The sequence below is a fragment of the Microbacterium sp. Leaf320 genome, from assembly GCF_001423485.1.
In the GTDB taxonomy this organism is placed as follows: domain Bacteria; phylum Actinomycetota; class Actinomycetes; order Actinomycetales; family Microbacteriaceae; genus Microbacterium.
The window spans coordinates 114,736-131,076 of record NZ_LMOD01000006.1; the positions used below are offsets into that span (position 1 = coordinate 114,736).

General features: G+C 68.7%; 17 protein-coding genes and 1 rRNA gene. 11 read left to right on the forward strand and 7 right to left on the reverse strand.

Going from position 1 to position 16,341, the window contains the following annotated elements:
• The first annotated feature begins 93 nt into the window (after positions 1-93).
• Entirely contained in the window at positions 94-1,641 is a 1,548-nt protein-coding gene (locus ASF63_RS18535) for an amino acid permease (RefSeq protein ID WP_056517671.1), read from the forward strand.
• 21 nt (positions 1,642-1,662) lie between these two features.
• Here the strand turns inward: ASF63_RS18535 and ASF63_RS18540 are convergent, their stop codons facing one another.
• On the reverse strand, positions 1,663-1,935 hold the full coding sequence (locus tag ASF63_RS18540; RefSeq protein ID WP_056517673.1) for a metal-sensitive transcriptional regulator: 273 nt from the start codon (positions 1,933-1,935) through the stop codon (positions 1,663-1,665).
• 123 nt (positions 1,936-2,058) lie between these two features.
• On the opposite strand from ASF63_RS18540, the gene ASF63_RS18545 reads away from it, so the two are divergent.
• Genes ASF63_RS18545 through ASF63_RS18555 form a run of 3 tightly spaced genes read left to right on the forward strand, consistent with a single transcriptional unit; the run spans position 2,059 to position 4,730 of the window.
• Positions 2,059-3,336, forward strand: coding sequence for a DUF445 domain-containing protein (locus ASF63_RS18545; protein WP_056517675.1), 1,278 nt, complete (start codon positions 2,059-2,061; stop codon positions 3,334-3,336).
• 3 nt (positions 3,337-3,339) lie between these two features.
• The gene (locus ASF63_RS18550) at positions 3,340-3,873 is read left to right on the forward strand and encodes an AAA family ATPase (protein ID WP_056517678.1); all 534 of its coding nucleotides are present in this window, start codon (positions 3,340-3,342) and stop codon (positions 3,871-3,873) included.
• A gap of 35 nt (positions 3,874-3,908) precedes the next feature.
• Complete coding sequence (locus ASF63_RS18555) at positions 3,909-4,730, forward strand: SDR family NAD(P)-dependent oxidoreductase (RefSeq protein ID WP_056517753.1); 822 nt, start codon at positions 3,909-3,911, stop codon at positions 4,728-4,730.
• Positions 4,731-4,755: 25 nt separating this feature from the next.
• On the opposite strand, the gene ASF63_RS18560 is transcribed toward ASF63_RS18555, so the two are convergent.
• The gene (locus ASF63_RS18560) at positions 4,756-5,145 is read right to left on the reverse strand and encodes a hypothetical protein (protein ID WP_056517681.1); all 390 of its coding nucleotides are present in this window, start codon (positions 5,143-5,145) and stop codon (positions 4,756-4,758) included.
• A gap of 123 nt (positions 5,146-5,268) precedes the next feature.
• Between ASF63_RS18560 and ASF63_RS18565 the strand changes: the two genes are divergently transcribed.
• Both ASF63_RS18565 and ASF63_RS18570 read left to right on the forward strand, forming a co-directional pair.
• Entirely contained in the window at positions 5,269-5,994 is a 726-nt protein-coding gene (locus tag ASF63_RS18565; RefSeq protein ID WP_056517683.1) for a hypothetical protein, read from the forward strand.
• Entirely contained in the window at positions 5,991-6,395 is a 405-nt protein-coding gene (locus ASF63_RS18570; RefSeq protein WP_056517686.1) for a hypothetical protein, read from the forward strand. Before ASF63_RS18565 ends, ASF63_RS18570 begins: the two co-directional genes overlap by 4 nt.
• 82 nt (positions 6,396-6,477) lie before the next feature.
• On the opposite strand, the gene ASF63_RS18575 is transcribed toward ASF63_RS18570, so the two are convergent.
• Genes ASF63_RS18575 through hutH form a run of 4 tightly spaced genes read right to left on the reverse strand, consistent with a single transcriptional unit; the run spans position 6,478 to position 11,827 of the window.
• Positions 6,478-7,383 carry an arginase family protein gene (locus ASF63_RS18575; protein WP_056517690.1) on the reverse strand — a complete coding sequence of 302 codons (906 nt, stop codon included), beginning with the start codon at positions 7,381-7,383 and terminating at the stop codon, positions 6,478-6,480.
• Positions 7,364-8,596: an imidazolonepropionase gene (hutI, locus tag ASF63_RS18580; RefSeq protein WP_056517693.1), complete on the reverse strand. Its 1,233-nt coding sequence runs from the start codon at positions 8,594-8,596 to the stop codon at positions 7,364-7,366. Before hutI ends, ASF63_RS18575 begins: the two co-directional genes overlap by 20 nt.
• Positions 8,593-10,293, reverse strand: a complete 1,701-nt coding sequence (gene hutU / locus ASF63_RS18585; protein ID WP_056517696.1) for a urocanate hydratase — start codon at positions 10,291-10,293, stop codon at positions 8,593-8,595. The genes hutI and hutU overlap by 4 nt, the downstream gene beginning before the upstream one ends.
• Positions 10,286-11,827, reverse strand: a complete 1,542-nt coding sequence (hutH, locus tag ASF63_RS18590; protein WP_056517699.1) for a histidine ammonia-lyase — start codon at positions 11,825-11,827, stop codon at positions 10,286-10,288. Before hutH ends, hutU begins: the two co-directional genes overlap by 8 nt.
• Before the next feature lie 52 nt (positions 11,828-11,879).
• Here hutH and ASF63_RS18595 point away from each other — a divergent pair, with 52 nt between their 5' ends.
• The 5 genes from ASF63_RS18595 to ASF63_RS18615 all read left to right on the forward strand — a co-directional run bounded on the left by ASF63_RS18595 (position 11,880) and on the right by ASF63_RS18615 (position 16,157).
• Positions 11,880-12,656 carry an IclR family transcriptional regulator gene (locus ASF63_RS18595; protein ID WP_056517702.1) on the forward strand — a complete coding sequence of 259 codons (777 nt, stop codon included), beginning with the start codon at positions 11,880-11,882 and terminating at the stop codon, positions 12,654-12,656.
• A 67-nt stretch (positions 12,657-12,723) separates the two neighbouring features.
• Positions 12,724-13,932 carry an OmpA family protein gene (locus ASF63_RS18600; RefSeq protein WP_056517705.1) on the forward strand — a complete coding sequence of 403 codons (1,209 nt, stop codon included), beginning with the start codon at positions 12,724-12,726 and terminating at the stop codon, positions 13,930-13,932.
• Between the two features lie 60 nt (positions 13,933-13,992).
• Complete coding sequence (locus ASF63_RS18605) at positions 13,993-14,508, forward strand: DUF3060 domain-containing protein (protein WP_082478363.1); 516 nt, start codon at positions 13,993-13,995, stop codon at positions 14,506-14,508.
• Positions 14,509-14,511: 3 nt separating this feature from the next.
• Entirely contained in the window at positions 14,512-15,231 is a 720-nt protein-coding gene (locus tag ASF63_RS18610; RefSeq protein WP_056517711.1) for a response regulator transcription factor, read from the forward strand.
• Positions 15,228-16,157, forward strand: a complete 930-nt coding sequence (locus ASF63_RS18615; protein ID WP_056517714.1) for a sensor histidine kinase — start codon at positions 15,228-15,230, stop codon at positions 16,155-16,157. Before ASF63_RS18610 ends, ASF63_RS18615 begins: the two co-directional genes overlap by 4 nt.
• 93 nt (positions 16,158-16,250) lie before the next feature.
• On the opposite strand, the gene rrf is transcribed toward ASF63_RS18615, so the two are convergent.
• A 5S ribosomal RNA gene (rrf, locus tag ASF63_RS18620) occupies positions 16,251-16,341 on the reverse strand; the annotation flags it as partial.

Below are 16,341 nucleotides of genomic sequence, written 5' to 3' on the forward strand. Positions count from 1 at the left end.
CCTCGACGTTTAAAGGTAGACGAAACCACCATTGACTGTCACAATCGTCCGCAAGGTGCACCCGGCGCCTGCACGCATGCGAACGGAGAGCGGATGTCCCAGCAGAGCAATGAATCCCGCAAGGTCGCCGGAGCGACCTATACACGCGCCGGGAGTGACTATTTCGAGAAACGCACCCTGAAGAGGTCGGCCGGAGTCTGGGGTCTGTGGGGGCTCGCAGTCGCCGCGGTGATCTCGGGCGACTTCTCGGGCTGGAACTTCGGCATCGACTTCGCGGGCTTCGGCGGGATGCTCATCGCCTTCGCCATCCTCGTCGCGATGTACTACGGGATGATCTTCGCGATCGGCGAGATGGCGGCCGCGATGCCGCACACCGGAGGCGCCTACTCGTTCGCCCGCTCGGCCATGGGTCCCTGGGGTGGACTCGTCACCGGCGCCGCCGAGACCATCGAGTACGTCGCGACCACGGCGGTGATCGTCTACTTCTCGGCGTCGTATGCCAACGGCATCACGAGCGAACTGCTCGGCCTCGAGCTTCCCGGGTGGGTCTGGTACCTCATCCTCTACATCGTCTTCATCGCCTTGAACTCCGCGGGCGCCGCGATCTCGTTCCGCTTCGCGATCATCGTGTCGGTGATCTCGATCGGGATCATCCTCGTCTTCTCGGCCATGGCGCTCTTCTCGGGCGCGTTCTCGTGGGATGCGCTGTGGGACATCGTCCCCGATGAGGGACAGACCGCATTCCTCCCGCACGGCGTCCTGCCGATCCTGTTCGCCCTTCCGTTCGCGATGTGGTTCTTCCTCGGCATCGAAGAGCTGCCGCTCGCCGCGGAGGAGTCGCACAACCCGACCCGCGACATCCCGAAGGCGGGCTTCTGGGCCCGCGGCACGCTCATCGTCACCGGCCTCCTGGTGCTGTTCCTCAACACCGGCGTGATCGGCGCCGAGGCCACCGGCACCGCGGGGGAACCGCTGCTCGACGGCTTCCGCGCGATCGTGGGCGACCAGCTCGCCGCTGTGCTCGCACTCTTCGCCCTCATCGGCCTGCTCGCCTCGCTGCAGGGCATCATGTTCGCCTACGGACGCAACATGTACTCGCTGTCGAGGGCCGGGTACTACCCGCGCTTCCTCTCGCTCACCGGCAAGCGACAGACGCCCTGGGTCGCCCTCACTGTGGGTGCGGCCATCGGCTTCGTCGCCCTGATCGTGCTCGACGTGCTCACCGCCGTCGACTCCGAGGGTGCGGGCACGGTGGCCGGGGCGATCGTGCTGAACATCGCCGTGTGGGGCGCTGTCGTCGCCTACGGACTGCAGCTCGTGTCGTTCATCATCCTGCGCAAGAAGTTCCCGAACGTCGCTCGTCCGTACGTCAGCCCGTGGGGCATCCCCGGTGCGGTCATCGCGCTGGTGATCGCGGCACTGATCTTCGTGGGCTTCCTGCTGAACCCGACGTTCGGTCCGGCGATCATCGCGATCGCGATCGTCTACGCGATCATCCTGCTCGGATTCGGGCTGTTCTTCCGGCATCGCCTCGTGCTCTCGCCCGAAGAGGAGTATGCCCTGTCAGGCGGCTCTCACGGCGACCCGCAGGCCGAGGGCTACGACGCGATGGAGGGTGAGGTCTTCGACGGCGGACGCTGACCGGGGCGGAGGAGCGCGGTTCTACTTGCGGTCGAAGTCGAACGCCTTGAGAAGCTCGGCGACAGCCTTGTCGCGCTCCTCCCCACCCTCGTCGAACATGTGCGTCACGTGCGTGCGCAGATGGTTCTCGAGCAGCAGACGGTTCAGCGACTCCAGCGAGCGCTGGATCGCGCGGGACTGCGTGATGATGTCCATGCAGTACTCCTCGTTCTCGATCATCCGCGCGACGCCGCGCATCTGACCCTCGAGGATGCTGGTGCGGTGCAGGGCGCGCTTCTTGATGTCTTCGATCACGCTTCGAGGGTACTCGTGTCCTGCGCGTGTCAGTCCGAGAACGGGTTCAGCACCGACAGGCCGGGCGCGGACGGATCGCTGCACGCCGACCTCAGCGCGAACTCCGCGTGAAAGGATGACGTCATGCCGCGAACACCGATGGCGCTCCTGTCGCCCGCAGACCAGGTACGACTTCGCGCTCTTCGACGGATGAAGGCGGTGGCCCTCGGGGCACTGATCTTCATGGCCGTCGTGTTCGTGATCGCGTTCGCATTCCAGGAGCGGCAGCCGTGGCTGGGCTACGTGCGTGCCGCCGCCGAGGGCGGCATGGTGGGCGCCCTCGCCGACTGGTTCGCCGTGACGGCGCTCTTCCGCAGGCCGTTGGGGCTGCCCATCCCGCACACGGCGATCATCCCGAACCGCAAGGACGAGATCGGCCGCACGCTGGGCGAGTTCGTCGAGACGAACTTCCTCGAGGCGAGCGTCGTGCGCACCAAGCTCGCCAGCACCGCGATCGCGAAGCGCGCCGGCGAGTGGCTGCGCGAGCCCGCCCACGCCGAGCGTGTCGGCGCGGAGGGCGCGACGATCGCGACCGCCGTTCTCAACGCTCTCAGCGACGACGACGTGCGCGACCTCATCACCGACCTGGCGCGTGAGCACCTCGTCTCCCCCGAGTGGGGCCCGCCCGCCGGTGCTTGGCTCGAGAAGATCGTCGAGGCGGATGCTCACCACGGAGCGGTCGACCTCGCAGCCGACAGCATCGCGCGCTGGCTGGACGCCAACGCCGAATCGTTCTCGGGGCTCATCTCGCGTCGACTCCCCGGGTGGGTGCCGAAGCTCGCGCACCGCTTCGTCGACGACACCGCCTACAACGAGGCCGTGAAGTTCGTGCGTGCGGTGCAGGCCGACCCGAAGCATCCCGCGCGCATCGCCATCGACGGCTACCTCGCCCGCCTGGCCGACAGCCTGCAGAACGACCCGGAGACCAGGGCGAAGCTCGAGAACGCGAAGTCGTCGCTGTTCGACAGCCCCCGGGTCGGCGCCCTCGCTGCCGAGGCGTGGAACACCGCCAAGAACGGACTGCTCACCGCCCTCGCCGACCCCGAGAGCGGGCTGCGGGTGCGCGCGGCGCAGGCTCTGCAGGAGATCGGCGACCGACTGACGACGGATGCCGCGCTGCAGCGCCGCGTCGACACGTGGGTGTCGGATGCGGCCGTGTTCCTCGTCGACCGCTACCGCCACGACATCGCGTCGATCATCACCGACACCGTCGAGCGCTGGGACCCGGTCGAGACGACCGAGAAGATCGAGCTCATGGTCGGCCGCGACCTGCAGTACATCCGCCTGAACGGCACATTCGTGGGCGCGCTCGCGGGCCTCGCGATCTTCACCGTCGCGCACCTGCTGATCCCCGGGGTCTGACGCGTGCGGATCGTCGTCTCGGGCACGCACGCCAGCGGCAAGAGCACGCTGATCTCCGACTTCCACGCAGCTCATCCCGAATACTCGGTGCTCGGCGACCCTTTCGACGACATCGAGTCGGAGGCGCCGAGCAGCGCAGCCAGCTTCGTCGCGCAGCTCCGCGTCACCGTCTCACGACTGCGAGAGACTGTGGGCGAGGGTTCCGTCATCTCGGAACGTGGCCCCGTCGACTTCCTCGCCTACCTCACTGCGCTCGAGGTGCTGGGGCGCGGTGACGGCGCCCTGCTCTCGCGGGCGCAGGAGCTGATCGAGTCTTCACTGACCCACATCGATCTGATCGCCGTCGTACTTCTGGATGCGCGGCACCCGATCGACGTTCCCGACGACGAGGATCCGGAGCTTCGAGAGGCGATGGAGAGCGCCCTTCTCGATGCGCTCGACGACCTGGAACGCACCGGTGCTGCGCCGCCGACCGTGATCCTCACGGGGAGCCCGGGCGAGAGACTCACGCAGCTGGAGAAGGCTGCCGGCCTCTGAGGCCCCGCCCCATGGCCGAGAAGTACGATCGCTCCATGACCTCATCACCTCAGATCTGGATGATCACGGGCGCGGGCCGCGGGCTCGGGCGGGCACTCGCCGAGTCCGCACTCGAGGCGGGGCACATCGTCGTGGCGACGGTCCGTGGCGAACACGAGCTGCCCGCGCACGACCGCCTGACCATCATGACTCTCGACGTCCGCGACCGCGGCGCCGCTCGAGACACCGTCCGCCGCGCCGTCGAACATCACGGACGCATCGACGTGCTCGTGAACAACGCCGGCTACGGACTGATCGGCGCCGTCGAAGAGGCGTCGGAGGACGACATCCGCTCGGTCATGGACACGAACCTGCTCGGCCCGCTCTGGCTCAGCCAGGCCGTCATCCCGGTCATGCGCGAGCAGAGCGGCGGACACATCGTGCAGATCTCTACGGTCGGAGCGGTGGGCACGATGCCTCTACTCGGGCTCTACAACTCCACGAAGTGGGGGCTGGAAGGGTTCAGCGAAGCCATGGCAGCGGAGGTGGCACGCTTCGGCATCCGCGTGTCCCTCATCGAACCGGGCGCTCTCGACACCGCGTGGGCAGGGCCGAGCATGCGGTTCAGTTCGCCCTCCGACGTCTACGACGAGCAGCGGACGGAGCTGTTCGGCACAGCCGAGGTTCCGTGGCCGCCGGGCGACTCTGCCGGCGGCACGACACCGTCGGATGCCGCAGCCGCGATCCTCGCTCACGTCGCCTCCGATGACGGGCCCCTGCGCGTCCTCATCGGCGACGATGCTCCTGAACAGGTCGCCGCGGCACTCGATCTTCGGAGACAGGACTACTCCCGAGATCCCCGGTTCCCCGGCGCGTAGTCCGCCAGACCCACGGGGGCTCCGATCAGAGGAACAGCGGCAGCAGTGACACGACCAGACCGATCACGCCGACACTCGTGAACACGATTCCCAGGGTCATCACGACCCGGCGCAGATGTGGCGGATCCCCCACACGAGCGCGAGCAGGATCGTTCGCACTCACGACCCCTGCGGCCCAGCCCTCCTCCGGGGTCGCGAACTCGTCGCGCCGCAACGGTCTCTCGTGAAAGTCGCCCCCGGCGAACCAGCGGGCGAACACGGAGCCGTCCCGCTCGACGATCGCGATCTCGATGCTGCGCCACGGACCTTCGACCGCACGGATCAGCGTGGCCAGCAGGAGCAGCGGCAACCCGAGCCCCAGACCCACCCACGACAGCACCTCGCCGACGAGAGCGAAGGTGTCCAGAGCATCCATGGCTCCATCGTAAAGTCGCCGGCCGATGGCCCGACACGCACGGATGCCGCCGCGGCGATCCGCGCTTCCCTGGCTCATAGCCCGCCAGACCCGCATCAGGTGCAGTTGCTAGGGTGCTCCCCTATGACCGCCGATGTCGCATCCACCCGTTCAGATCGCCGGCGAGCGAGTCGGGGCACGTGGCAGCGAGTCGTCGCAGGACTCGCTGTGCTGGTCAGCGGCATCGTCGCCTTCGTCCTCGCCGGCTCCGCCCTGGATCTCGTGCGGGATCAGTTGCACCACAACTGCGGGATGCAGCCCCCAGGCTCCGAGGGAGCGGGCACCTGGATCTGCAGCGACGGGATCGGGTACCTCGCCATCGCAGGCATCCTCGCCATCGGGTGGCTCGCTGTCGTGCTCTCCGGTTGCCTCATCGCCCTGCTCGTCCGCCCCTCGCGACAGGCGCGTCCGGCGCTCGTGATTCTCGCAGCCGTGTCCGCCGCGTGGGTCCTCGGGCTGACCTGGTACGGGTCGACGACGCAGGTTCAGGATCAGTACGCACCGATGACGGGCGCCGAGTACTGGCTGGAGGCGGTCGGCCCTGCAGCGCTCGTCATCGTCCTCGGAGTCACCACGGGCTTGCTGAGCCTCGTGCCGACGGGACCGCTCTCGTGGATTCTGGGGATCGTGGCGACGATCCTGCTGATCGTCGCGGCCGTTCTGCGACCGGGGCTGAGCCTCAACATCATTCCGGCCGTGGGGCTGCTTGCCGCGGCGACCATCCGCGCGATCGGCGTCGAGACCGCCGCGGGTCCGGGGTTGCGTCGGCCGCGACGACCTGGAACGCCGCGTGGGAGAACCGGCAGATGAACGCGCTCTTCGGTGCGGCCGCGCTGATCGCCCTGCTTGCACTCGGTATCGCAACCGCCATCGGCCTCGGACTCCGGCCTCGACCGGCCCCCGAGTACTGGGCGAGCCTCGTCGCGTGGAGCCTTCAACTCCTCGCCGCGATGGCAGCGGTGTTCTGGGTGGGATTCCTCGGGATCTCGACCCCGGGTTGCGCGCCGAACTGCGACTGGGACCTCCTCGGCTACAACTTCCAAGGTTTCATGATCGCGGCCGGGATCATCCAGCTCGCGAGCATGGTGCTCATCATCCTGCTGCGCCGACGCCCGAAGGTCTGGGTGGTGCCGCTGGCTGCCACCGGGCTCATCATCGTTCTCGCTGTGGTCTCGTCGATCATCGCGTACAAGGCCATGCTGTTCTTCTGAGCTGTGCCGTCGTTCGGAATGGTCCGCAGACGGGCACCACGGGCGCAGAGCATCGTGGACGCTGCGCGACTAGCAGCCGCGGTCAGCGGGTGGCGAGTGCCGCGAGCATCTCGAGCACGCAGAGGGCCGCGAGCCTGACGGTGCGCATGTCGTCGGTGTCGGCGGTCGCGTCGACCTCGGCGATGTCTGCACTGACGACGCGCGGATCCGTGACGATCGAGCGGACGAGCGTGCGCAGCTCCCACGCCGCGAAACCGCCGGGAACGCTCGCCGGGCACCCGGGCGCCGCGGCCCGATCGGCGGCGTCGACGTCGACATCGAGATGGATGCGAGCGGCGGCGCCGGCTCCCGCGATGCTCGTCGCCTCCGCGACGACGTCATCGATGCCCCGGCGCCGCACCTCGTCGAGCGTGATCACCCGGATGCCCCACTCGGCGGCGCGGGCCGCGTACGCGGCCGAGTTCGCGAAGTCCGCGATGCCGATCTGGACGATCCGTGTCGGGTCGATCCGCTCGCCCTCGGGGGCATCCTCGATCAGCCGCCGCACGGGCGATCCGTTCGACACACCGTCGCGCAGGTCGAAGTGCGCATCGATGGTGATGAGTCCGGTGGCTCCGGCTCCTCGCGCGACCGGGTAGGTCAGCGCGTTGTCGCCTCCGAGCGCGATCACAAGACGCACGGATTCGCTGAGCTCGTGCACGCGTGCGACGCTCGCCGCGATGCCGGCCTCGCCGTCGGGCTCGGCCACATCCCCGGCGTCGAGCACGCGCAGCGCCTCACCGAGATCGACGACCGGCGGGCCCATGAGCGTCGCGCTGTACCGGGTCAGCGCCTCCCGGATCGCCGCGGGCGTCGCATGCGCGCCGGTCGGCGACAGCGAGGTGCGCCAGGTCGGGACGCCGACCAGCACGGCATCCGCGTCGTCTCCTGCGGCGAAGGCCGGCCAGGAACCGGCGCGCGGCCAGAGGTCATCGTGCGAGAGAGCCATGGTTCTCCGTTCCTGAAGTCGCGCCCGGCGCCGCGAGGACCGCGACGCCGTCCTTCCACACCTGATCGACGAGCGGCACTCCCGGTCGATACGCGAGATGGATGCGCGTGGGTGCGCTCAACAGAACGAGGTCTGCGCGCGCTCCCACCGCGATCAGGCCGACGTCGTCGCGTCGCAGCGCCAGGGCTCCTCCGGCGGTCGCCGCCCACACGGCCTCGGCTGGGGTCATGCCCATGTCGCGTACCGCGATCGCGATGCAGAACGGCATAGACGACGTGAAGCTCGAACCAGGGTTCGTGTCGCAGGCTAGTGCCACCGTGACGCCCGCATCGATCAGTCGTCGCGCGTCGGGATACGGCTGCCTGGTCGAGAACTCGACTCCGGGCAGCAGGGTGAGCACCGTGTCCGAGGCGGCGAGCGCCTCGATGTCGTGGTCGGTCAAGTAGGTGCCGTGATCGATGGAGGCTGCGCTGAGCTCGACGGCGAGGCGCACCCCGTCGCCCGGCCCCAGCTGGCTCGCGTGCACTCGGGGCGTGAGGCCCTTCGCGACACCGGCCTCGAGCACCCGCCGCGACTGCTCGACCGAGAAGGCCCCGGTCTCGCAGAACACGTCGATCCACTTCGCGTGCGGAGCACACGCGTCGAGCATCGGCCCCGTCACCAGGTCGACGTACTCGTCGGCGCGGTCGGCGTATTCGGCCGGAACGACGTGCGCCCCGAGGAACGTGACCTCCGGTGTGACCTCGGCGGCAAGTGTCACGAGTCGCTCTTCATCCGTGACGCTGAGCCCGTATCCGCTCTTGATCTCGACCGTCGTGGTGCCCTGCGCGAGCATCTCGCGCATGAAGCCGCGCAGGCGCTCGCGCAGTTCATCGTCGCTCGCCGCTCGCGTCGCGGCGACGGTCGAGCGGATGCCACCCGCGGCGTACTTCTGCCCCGCCATCCGCGCCTCGAATTCGGCGGCGCGGTCTCCGCCGAACACGAGGTGGCTGTGGCTGTCGACGAACCCGGGAATGACCGCGCGACCGCCGGCGTCGATGATCCTGTGGGCATCAGGTGCGGCCACGGGTGCGGCATCCGCCGAGCCGACCCAGGCGATCCGTCCGCCGTCGATCAGCACGGCCGCATCGTGCAGCGTGCCGAAGCGGTCTCCCTCAGGCGAGCCGACGTTCGTGGTCAGCTCTCCGATGTTCGTGATCAGTGTTGTGCTCACAGCATCGGCACCTTCAGGCCGCGCTCGCGGGCGATGTCGCGAGCGTGCTCGTATCCGGCGTCGACGTGCCGCATGACTCCGGTGCCGGGGTCATTGGTCAGCACGCGCTCGAGCTTCTCGGCGGCCAGTGCCGAGCCGTCCGCGACGCTGACCTGGCCCGCGTGGATCGAGCGTCCGATGCCGACGCCGCCACCGTGGTGCAGAGAGACCCACGACGCTCCGGATGCCGTGTTGAGCAGTGCGTTCAGCAGCGGCCAGTCGGCGATGGCATCCGAACCGTCCTTCATGGCCTCGGTCTCACGGTACGGTGACGCGACCGAACCCGAGTCGAGGTGGTCGCGGCCGATCACGATCGGTGCCGAGAGCTCACCCGAGGCGACCATCTCGTTGAACTTGAGACCGGCGAGGTGACGCTCCTTGTATCCGAGCCAGCAGATCCGGGCGGGCAGCCCCTCGAAGTGCACGGTCGAGCCCGCCTTCTCGAGCCACCGGTGCAGGGCCTTGTCTTCGGGGAACAGCTCTGCGATCGCACGGTCGGTCTTGTAGATGTCCTCGGGGTCACCCGAGAGAGCCGCCCAGCGGAAGGGCCCTCGGCCTTCTTCGAACTGCGGCCGGATGTACGCAGGCACGAAGCCGGGGAACTCGAACGCCCGGTCGAAGCCGCCCAGCTGCGCCTCGGCCCGGATCGAGTTGCCGTAGTCGAAGACCGCGGCCCCGGCATCCTGGAACGCGACCATCGCCGCCACGTGCTGCGCCATCGATTCGCGCGAGCGGCGGGTGAACTCCTCGGCATCCCGCTCGGCCTCGACCTTCCACTCGGCGACCGAGATGCCCACCGGCAGGTAGGCGAGCGGATCGTGAGCGCTGGTCTGGTCGGTGACGATGTCGATCGGCACGCCCCGGCGCAGCAGCTCGGGGAAGACCTCGGCCGCGTTGCCGACGACGCCGACCGAGAGCGCCTCGCCGGCCTGCTTGGCTGCGACGACCCGGGCGACGGCCGCATCGAGGTCGGTCGTGTACTCGTCGAGGTATCCGTGCTGCACTCGGCGCGCGAGGCGCGACTCGTCGACATCGACGATCAGCACGGCCCCGTCGTTGAGGGTGACGGCGAGCGGCTGCGCGCCGCCCATTCCGCCCGCGCCGCCGGTGAGGGTCAGCGTGCCCCTGAGCGAGTCCCGGCCGAGCGAGCGGGCGACGGCCGAGAAGGTCTCATAGGTGCCCTGCAGAATGCCCTGCGTCCCGATGTAGATCCACGAGCCAGCGGTCATCTGGCCGTACATGATCAGTCCGAGCTCTTCGAGCTTGCGGAACTCGGGCCAGGTCGCCCAATCGCCCACGAGGTTCGAGTTGGCGATCAGCACGCGAGGCGCCCACTCGTGCGTGCGGAAGACACCGACGGGCTTTCCCGACTGCACGAGCAGAGTCTCGTCGGGTTCCAGTTCGTCGAGCGTGCGGACGATCGCGTCGTACGCCTCCCAGCTGCGAGCCGCCTTTCCGGTGCCGCCGTACACGACGAGATCTTCGGGGTGCTCGGCGACCTCGGGATCGAGGTTGTTCATGAGCATCCGCTTGGCCGCTTCCGCACCCCAGCTCTTGGCGGTGCGCTGGTTGCCGCGGGCGGCGCGGACCGTGCGGGATCCACCGGTCGCGGTCGATCCCGTGGTCGCGGTCGATTCGGGGGTCGTGGTATCAGTCATTCGCGTGCTCCTTTGCGATGCGGGCGACGGCGCCGGACTGCACGAGTGCGGTCACGGCCTCCATGTCTGGTGAGAGGAAGCGGTCGGGTCCGGGACCCGCGGCGACGGTGCGGACGAGATCGCGCACGGCGCCGGTCGCAGGCCCCGCCTGCAGAGGCGCGCGCAGGTCGAGGGCGCGGGCGCCGGTGAGGATCTCGATCGCGAGCACGCGGCCCAGTCCGTCGATGGCGCGGCGGAGCTTGCGAGCCGCCGCCCACCCCATCGACACGTGGTCCTCCTGCATGGCCGACGACGGGATGGAGTCCACGGATGCCGGAACGGCGAGGCGCTTGAGCTCCGACACGATCCCCGCCGCGGCGTACTGCGCGATCATCAGACCCGAGTCGACACCGACCTCGTCTGCGAGGAACGGCGGCAGGCCGTGACTGCGCGCGGGGTCGAGGGCGCGGTCGGTCCGACGCTCCGAGATCGAGGCGACATCGGCGACCGAGATCGCGAGGAAGTCCAGCACCGCAGCGACCGGCGCTCCGTGGAAGTTTCCGTTGGATTCGATGCGGCCGTCGACGGTGATCACGGGATTGTCGATCACGCTCGCGAGTTCACGGTCGGCGATCGTCGACGCGTAGCCCATGGTGTCGCGCGCGGTTCCGTGCACCTGCGGCGAGCAGCGCAGCGAGTAGGCGTCCTGCACGCGGCCGTCCTCCGGGCCCTTGTGACTGTGCACGATGGGCGAGTCGCCGAGGAACGACCGCAGGTGGGCTGCGGACACGGCTTGCCCCGCTTGGGGGCGCAGCGACATGAGATCGGCCGCGAAGACCGCATCCGTGCCGAGCTGCGACTCGACCGACATCGCCGCCGCCATGTCGGCCGTGAGCAGCAGAGTCTCGAGGTCGTGCAGCGCCAGCACGAGCATCCCGAGCATCCCGTCGGTGCCGTTGATGAGGGCGAGGCCCTCCTTCTCGACGAGCGTGAGGGGCTGGATGCCGGCAGCCGCGAGTGCCTCGGAGGCGGGGACGAGCGCGTCGGACGCGTCTCGGACGTCTCCCTCGCCCATCGTCGCCAGAGCGATGTGAGCGAGCGGGGCGAGGTCGCCCGAGCATCCGAGTGATCCGTACTCGCGGACGATCGGAGTGATGCCCGCGTTCAGAAGGGCGGCGTAGGTCTCGACCACGACGGGGCGGACGCCCGTGCGGCCCGATGTCAACGTCTGCAGGCGCAGCAACTGGAGTCCGCGCACGACCTCGCGCTCGACTTCAGCGCCGGTACCGGCGGCATGCGAACGGATCAGACTCGCCTGCAGCTGCAGGCGGCGGTCGGGGGCGATGAAGGTCGTCGCGAGGGCACCGAATCCGGTCGAGACGCCGTAGTGCGGGTTCGGGTCGATCGCGAGCCCGTCGATCACCCGGCGGGTCTCGGCGACTCGGTCGAGGGCTGCGGGGCTGATCGAGACGGGAGCGCCGTGGCGCGCGACCGCGACGACATCGGCGGGGCTCAGGGGGGCATCGCCGACGAGGACGGAGGGCAGTTCGGTCATGTCTTGATTCCACACCCGGGCGCTCGCATGCGACAGCGGTTCATGGCATCCTGTGTCTGTGATCCCAGACAATGCAGATACCGTCGCGCAGGTGCCCGCCGCCGACAACACGCTGCGGATCCTGCGCTATCTGGCCGGGCGCCCCGCGCCGGTCGCCGCCTCGGCGATCGCCCGCGAGCTCGATCTGCCCCGCTCGACCGTCTATCACCTGCTCACGACGCTCGCCGCTCACGGGTTCGTCATCCACCTGCGCGAAGACCGGCGGTGGGGGCTGGGAACCTCGGCGTTCGAGCTCGCCGGCGGATACGCGCGGCAGCAGCCGCTCGCGCGACTCGGGCGCCCTCTCGTCGCCGCGCTGTCAGACCGACTCGGCGAGAGCGCGCACCTCGCGGTCATGAGCGGCGGCGATGTGCTCTACATCGTCGAGGAACGTGCACCCCGACGCCAGGCGCTCGTGACGGATGTCGGCGTGCGCCTTCCCGCGCACCTCACCGCTTCCGGACGCGCGATGCTCGCAGCTCTCCCCCGCGAGCAGGTGCGGGCGCTCTACCCGAGCGCCTCTGCGTTTCCCGACCGCACCGGGCTCGGTCCGCGAAAGCCCAGCGAGCTGCGCGAGTTGCTGCGCACGGTGCGGGCACGCGGTTATGCCACCGAAGACAGCGAAGTGGCCGAGGGGCTGCGCAGCGTCGGCGCCGCCGTCTGCGATCATGCCGGTTGGCCGGTCGCCTCCGTCGCGGTGACCTGGGCGGGAGCGGACCTCGACGAGGGCGTGCTCGCCGAGGCAGTGCGCGACACGGCAGCGGTGCTCGAATCGCGGCTGAAGCGCTGAGCACGATGTCGCAGAGCTGCGACATCGGCGCGACACGACGGCGACAACGGCTGGCTACTCTCGAAGCATGACCTCGACTCGCACTGCCGCTCATCGCCCTCGCCGCGGCCTCGTCGTCTCACTCGCACTCGGCAGCGCGGCTGCCCTGGTCCTGTCGGGGTGCGCCCCCGAGCCCACGCCGACGCCGGCCGCGAAACCGGCGTCGACGCCCGCCCCGACCCCGACACCCGACGCCGTGACGGTCGCCGGATACGACGTCGGGCAGTTCCCTCCCGTCCCGCTGTTCGTGCTCCCCGATCTGTCGCTGCTCGACACCTCGGCATCCGCCTTCACGATCGAGGTCAATGAGGCACTTGCCGACATTCCGGGAGTGATCGCCTCGCCCGCGCACTGCGATGCCGACGGCAGCGTGGTGTCGGGCAGGGGCACGGCCTACCTGTACGGCGACGGCTCCGGCACGTTCACCGGGCCCGACGGTTCGGTGCAGAACTTCGGTGACGGGTCGGGCACGTCGACCATCAACGGCGTCACGATCCAGAACTTCGGCGACGGCGCAGGAAACTACAGCGACGGCACCGTCACGATCCAGAACTTCGGCGACGGCTCGGGCAACTACAGCGATGCATCGAAGACCGTGCAGATCTTCGGTGACGGATCAGGCAACTACACCGACGAAGCGGTGACGATCCAGAACTTCGGTGACGGATCAGGCAACTACACCGACGGCACCGTGACCATCCAGAACTTCGGAGACGGTGCGGGCAACTACAGCGACGGCCGGATCACGATCCAGAACTTCGGCGATGGAACGGCCAGAGTCGGCGGGACGCTCGTAGACGCCGAGCCGCTGCCGCCCGTGCCCGAGCTCGGAGTCTTCCCGCCGCTCGGAGCACTCGCACCACTGGAGTCATGCGGCACGACTCTCACGTTCGAAGACGGCGTGCTCTTCGACTTCGACAAGAGCGAGATCCGCGCCGACGCCGCCGCCACCCTCGATGCCGTCGCTCGGGTGTTCACCACGCTCGACATCGCTGAGGCGCAGGTCACGGGCCACACCGATGCGATCGGATCGGATGCCGAGAACCAGAAGCTGTCCGAAGCCAGGGCAGCGTCGGTGGTCGAGGGACTCGCCGACCGCGACGTCACGACCTCGCTCAGCGCCGAGGGATTCGGCGAGACACGACCCGTCGCGCCCAATGAGATCGACGGCGCAGACAATCCCGCCGGTCGTCAGCTCAATCGCCGCGTCGAGATCTTCATTCCGGCCGCTCTCTGAGCGACACCTCGGCGATTCCGAGAACACGACGATCCGCACAGGACGCGAGAGGATGTCTGCATGCGCCGTATGACAGCGACTTCTGCCCTGGTGGCAGCACTCGTGCTCGCACCGACGATGAGCGGATGCTCGGTCAGCATCGTCGACCCGACGGAATCGTCGACGCCTGCCTCGACGACCCCGGAGCGATCGGAACCGTCCGCGCAGCCGGGTAGCGCACCGCCGTCATCCGAGCCCACCTCTGACTCCACGCTCAGCGCGGAGGGCCAGGTGGAACGCGCCCGGCTGATCGATGCGGCGACGACCACGATGCCGTGCCCGTCCGGCCCCCTCACCGAAGACGGCGCCATCATCCGGGTGGAAGGCCCGTGCGACCAGCTGATCATCGAGATGGATGCAGGTGTGGTGATCGCCGACGATGTCGGTGCGCTCACCCTGTCGGGCAGCGGCACCGTCGTCTATGTGGGCGAGGTGGCGGCGATCACCGTCACCGGAAGCGCGAGTTCGATCTTCTGGGACGGCGCGACCCCCACCGTGCAAGACGCCGGGTCGGCCAACACTCTGCGGCGAGGCTGAGCGATGGACGCGCCCGCACGCCCCCGCCTCCTGCTCGTCGACGATGACGCGGCGATCACCGAAGCCCTCGGTGCGTTCCTCGGGCGCAGCGGCTTCGACGTACGCGTCGCAGATGACGGACGCGCCGGACTGCTCGAGGTCGAACGAGACGTTCCGGACCTCGTCGTGTGCGATGTCCTCATGCCGCACGTCGACGGACGTGAGTTCGTTCGTCGGGTCCGGGCCAGGCAGCTGTGGCTCCCGATCATCCTGCTCACCCAGGTGGGCGAGTCGTGGGAGCGCAGCGCCGCCCTCGACGAAGGTGCCGACGACTATCTGAACAAGCCATTCGACCCTCACGAGCTGATCTCGCGCATCCGGGCGGTGCTGAGACGAACTGCCCAGGGCGCGGGCTCCCTGCGCTCCGCACAGCGACTCCAGGCCCGCGACCTCACGCTGGACCGCAGTGCGCGACGCGTCTGGCGAGGTGCCGCAGAGCTCGCACTCACTCCGAAGGCCCTGATGCTGTTGGAGTTTCTCATGTTGCACCCGCAGGAGGTGCACTCGCGCGAGCGGCTGCTGTCGACCCTGTGGGGCTTCGACTTCGCGACGTCGAGCCGGGCCGTCGACCACCGCATCGCCGAACTGCGGCGAGTACTCGGCGACAACGACACCGAGATGCGATTCATCGAGACCGCCCAGAGCCTGGGCTACCAGTTCGCGGCGAAGGTGAGCCCTGCATGAGCCGTGGCACCGACGTCACGCTCGGGATCCTCACGGCCGTCCCGATCGGGGCGTGCGCGGTCTTTGCCGGGGGAATGCTTCTGGCCGGCGATCCGCGGATGCTCTCCATCGATCTCGCCCTTCCCGGAGCCGTCCTCGCGGCGGGAGTCGTCGTCTCGGCGGCGCCCCTGTGGATACTTCTCGCTCGGCGGAGAGCAGCCCGCAGACGCAGGATGCTGGACGCATCGGCGCACTCCGCCGCCGCCGCTGCGGCGCAGTACGAGCGCGAGAACCATCAGAGGTTCCTCGCCAGACTCGACCATGAACTGAAGAACCCGCTCACGGCCATTCGCGCGACAGCTGTTGCTGCCCAAGAAGGTGTCGCGGACGATGCGTGGAAGACAGTGGACGCGCAAACCACGAAGCTGAGCACGCTGGTGCGTGATCTGCGAAAGCTTGCAGAGCTCGACACCCGCGCGCTCGAGACGGAGAACGTCGTGCTCGAGGAGGTGCTCGCCGAGGCGATCGACGCACTCGGTCAACAGAATCCCGGTGCGCGCGCGAGAGTGGTTCTCAACGTCACGCGCGTGCCGTGGACGGTGCCGCCTCTCGCGCTCGACCTCGATCTGATCTCGTTGGCGATCGACAACGTGCTCGGCAACGCAGCCAAGTACTCCGCCCAGGGGCCGATCGAGGTGCGACTCCGTGAGCAGGAGGGATGGGCTGTCATCGAGGTGGCCGATGCCGGCCGCGGCATTCCTGCCGCAGACCTGCTGACCGTGTTCGACGAGCTCGCCCGTGCGCAGAACGCGCGTGATGTGAGCGGGTCCGGAATCGGGCTCACGCTCGTCGCGACGATCATGCGTCGACACGGCGGTGACGTGTCGATCCGCTCTGTGGAAGGAGCAGGCAGCGTCGTCACGCTGCGGCTTCCCCTTCGCCGATGATGCTCACCGGGCAACAAGAACGCGCGTCTATGCGAAACGCACGTTAACGCAGAAAAGCCACCCAACATTGGGTGGCTTTTCTGTTTAAAAGAAGTCCGGCGGTGTCCTACTCTCCCACAGGGTCCCCCCTGCAGTACCATCGGCGCTGTGAGGCTTAGCTTCCGGGTTCGGAATGTAACCGGGC

Excerpts from the sequence above, each read along its gene's own strand:
- ASF63_RS18545 (WP_056517675.1), top strand. The coding sequence starts at position 2,059 with ATGCCGCGAACACCGATGGCGCTCCTGTCGCCCGCAGACCAGGTACGA.
- ASF63_RS18615 (WP_056517714.1), top strand. The coding sequence starts at position 15,228 with ATGAGCCGTGGCACCGACGTCACGCTCGGGATCCTCACGGCCGTCCCG.
- ASF63_RS18560 (WP_056517681.1), bottom strand. The coding sequence starts at position 5,145 with ATGGATGCTCTGGACACCTTCGCTCTCGTCGGCGAGGTGCTGTCGTGG.
- ASF63_RS18535 (WP_056517671.1), top strand. The coding sequence starts at position 94 with ATGTCCCAGCAGAGCAATGAATCCCGCAAGGTCGCCGGAGCGACCTAT.
- hutH (WP_056517699.1), bottom strand. The coding sequence starts at position 11,827 with ATGACCGAACTGCCCTCCGTCCTCGTCGGCGATGCCCCCCTGAGCCCC.
- ASF63_RS18575 (WP_056517690.1), bottom strand. The coding sequence starts at position 7,383 with ATGGCTCTCTCGCACGATGACCTCTGGCCGCGCGCCGGTTCCTGGCCG.
- ASF63_RS18610 (WP_056517711.1), top strand. The coding sequence starts at position 14,512 with ATGGACGCGCCCGCACGCCCCCGCCTCCTGCTCGTCGACGATGACGCG.
- ASF63_RS18565 (WP_056517683.1), top strand. The coding sequence starts at position 5,269 with ATGACCGCCGATGTCGCATCCACCCGTTCAGATCGCCGGCGAGCGAGT.
- ASF63_RS18605 (WP_082478363.1), top strand. The coding sequence starts at position 13,993 with ATGCGCCGTATGACAGCGACTTCTGCCCTGGTGGCAGCACTCGTGCTC.
- ASF63_RS18600 (WP_056517705.1), top strand. The coding sequence starts at position 12,724 with ATGACCTCGACTCGCACTGCCGCTCATCGCCCTCGCCGCGGCCTCGTC.
- ASF63_RS18570 (WP_056517686.1), top strand. The coding sequence starts at position 5,991 with ATGAACGCGCTCTTCGGTGCGGCCGCGCTGATCGCCCTGCTTGCACTC.
- hutU (WP_056517696.1), bottom strand. The coding sequence starts at position 10,293 with ATGACTGATACCACGACCCCCGAATCGACCGCGACCACGGGATCGACC.
- ASF63_RS18555 (WP_056517753.1), top strand. The coding sequence starts at position 3,909 with ATGACCTCATCACCTCAGATCTGGATGATCACGGGCGCGGGCCGCGGG.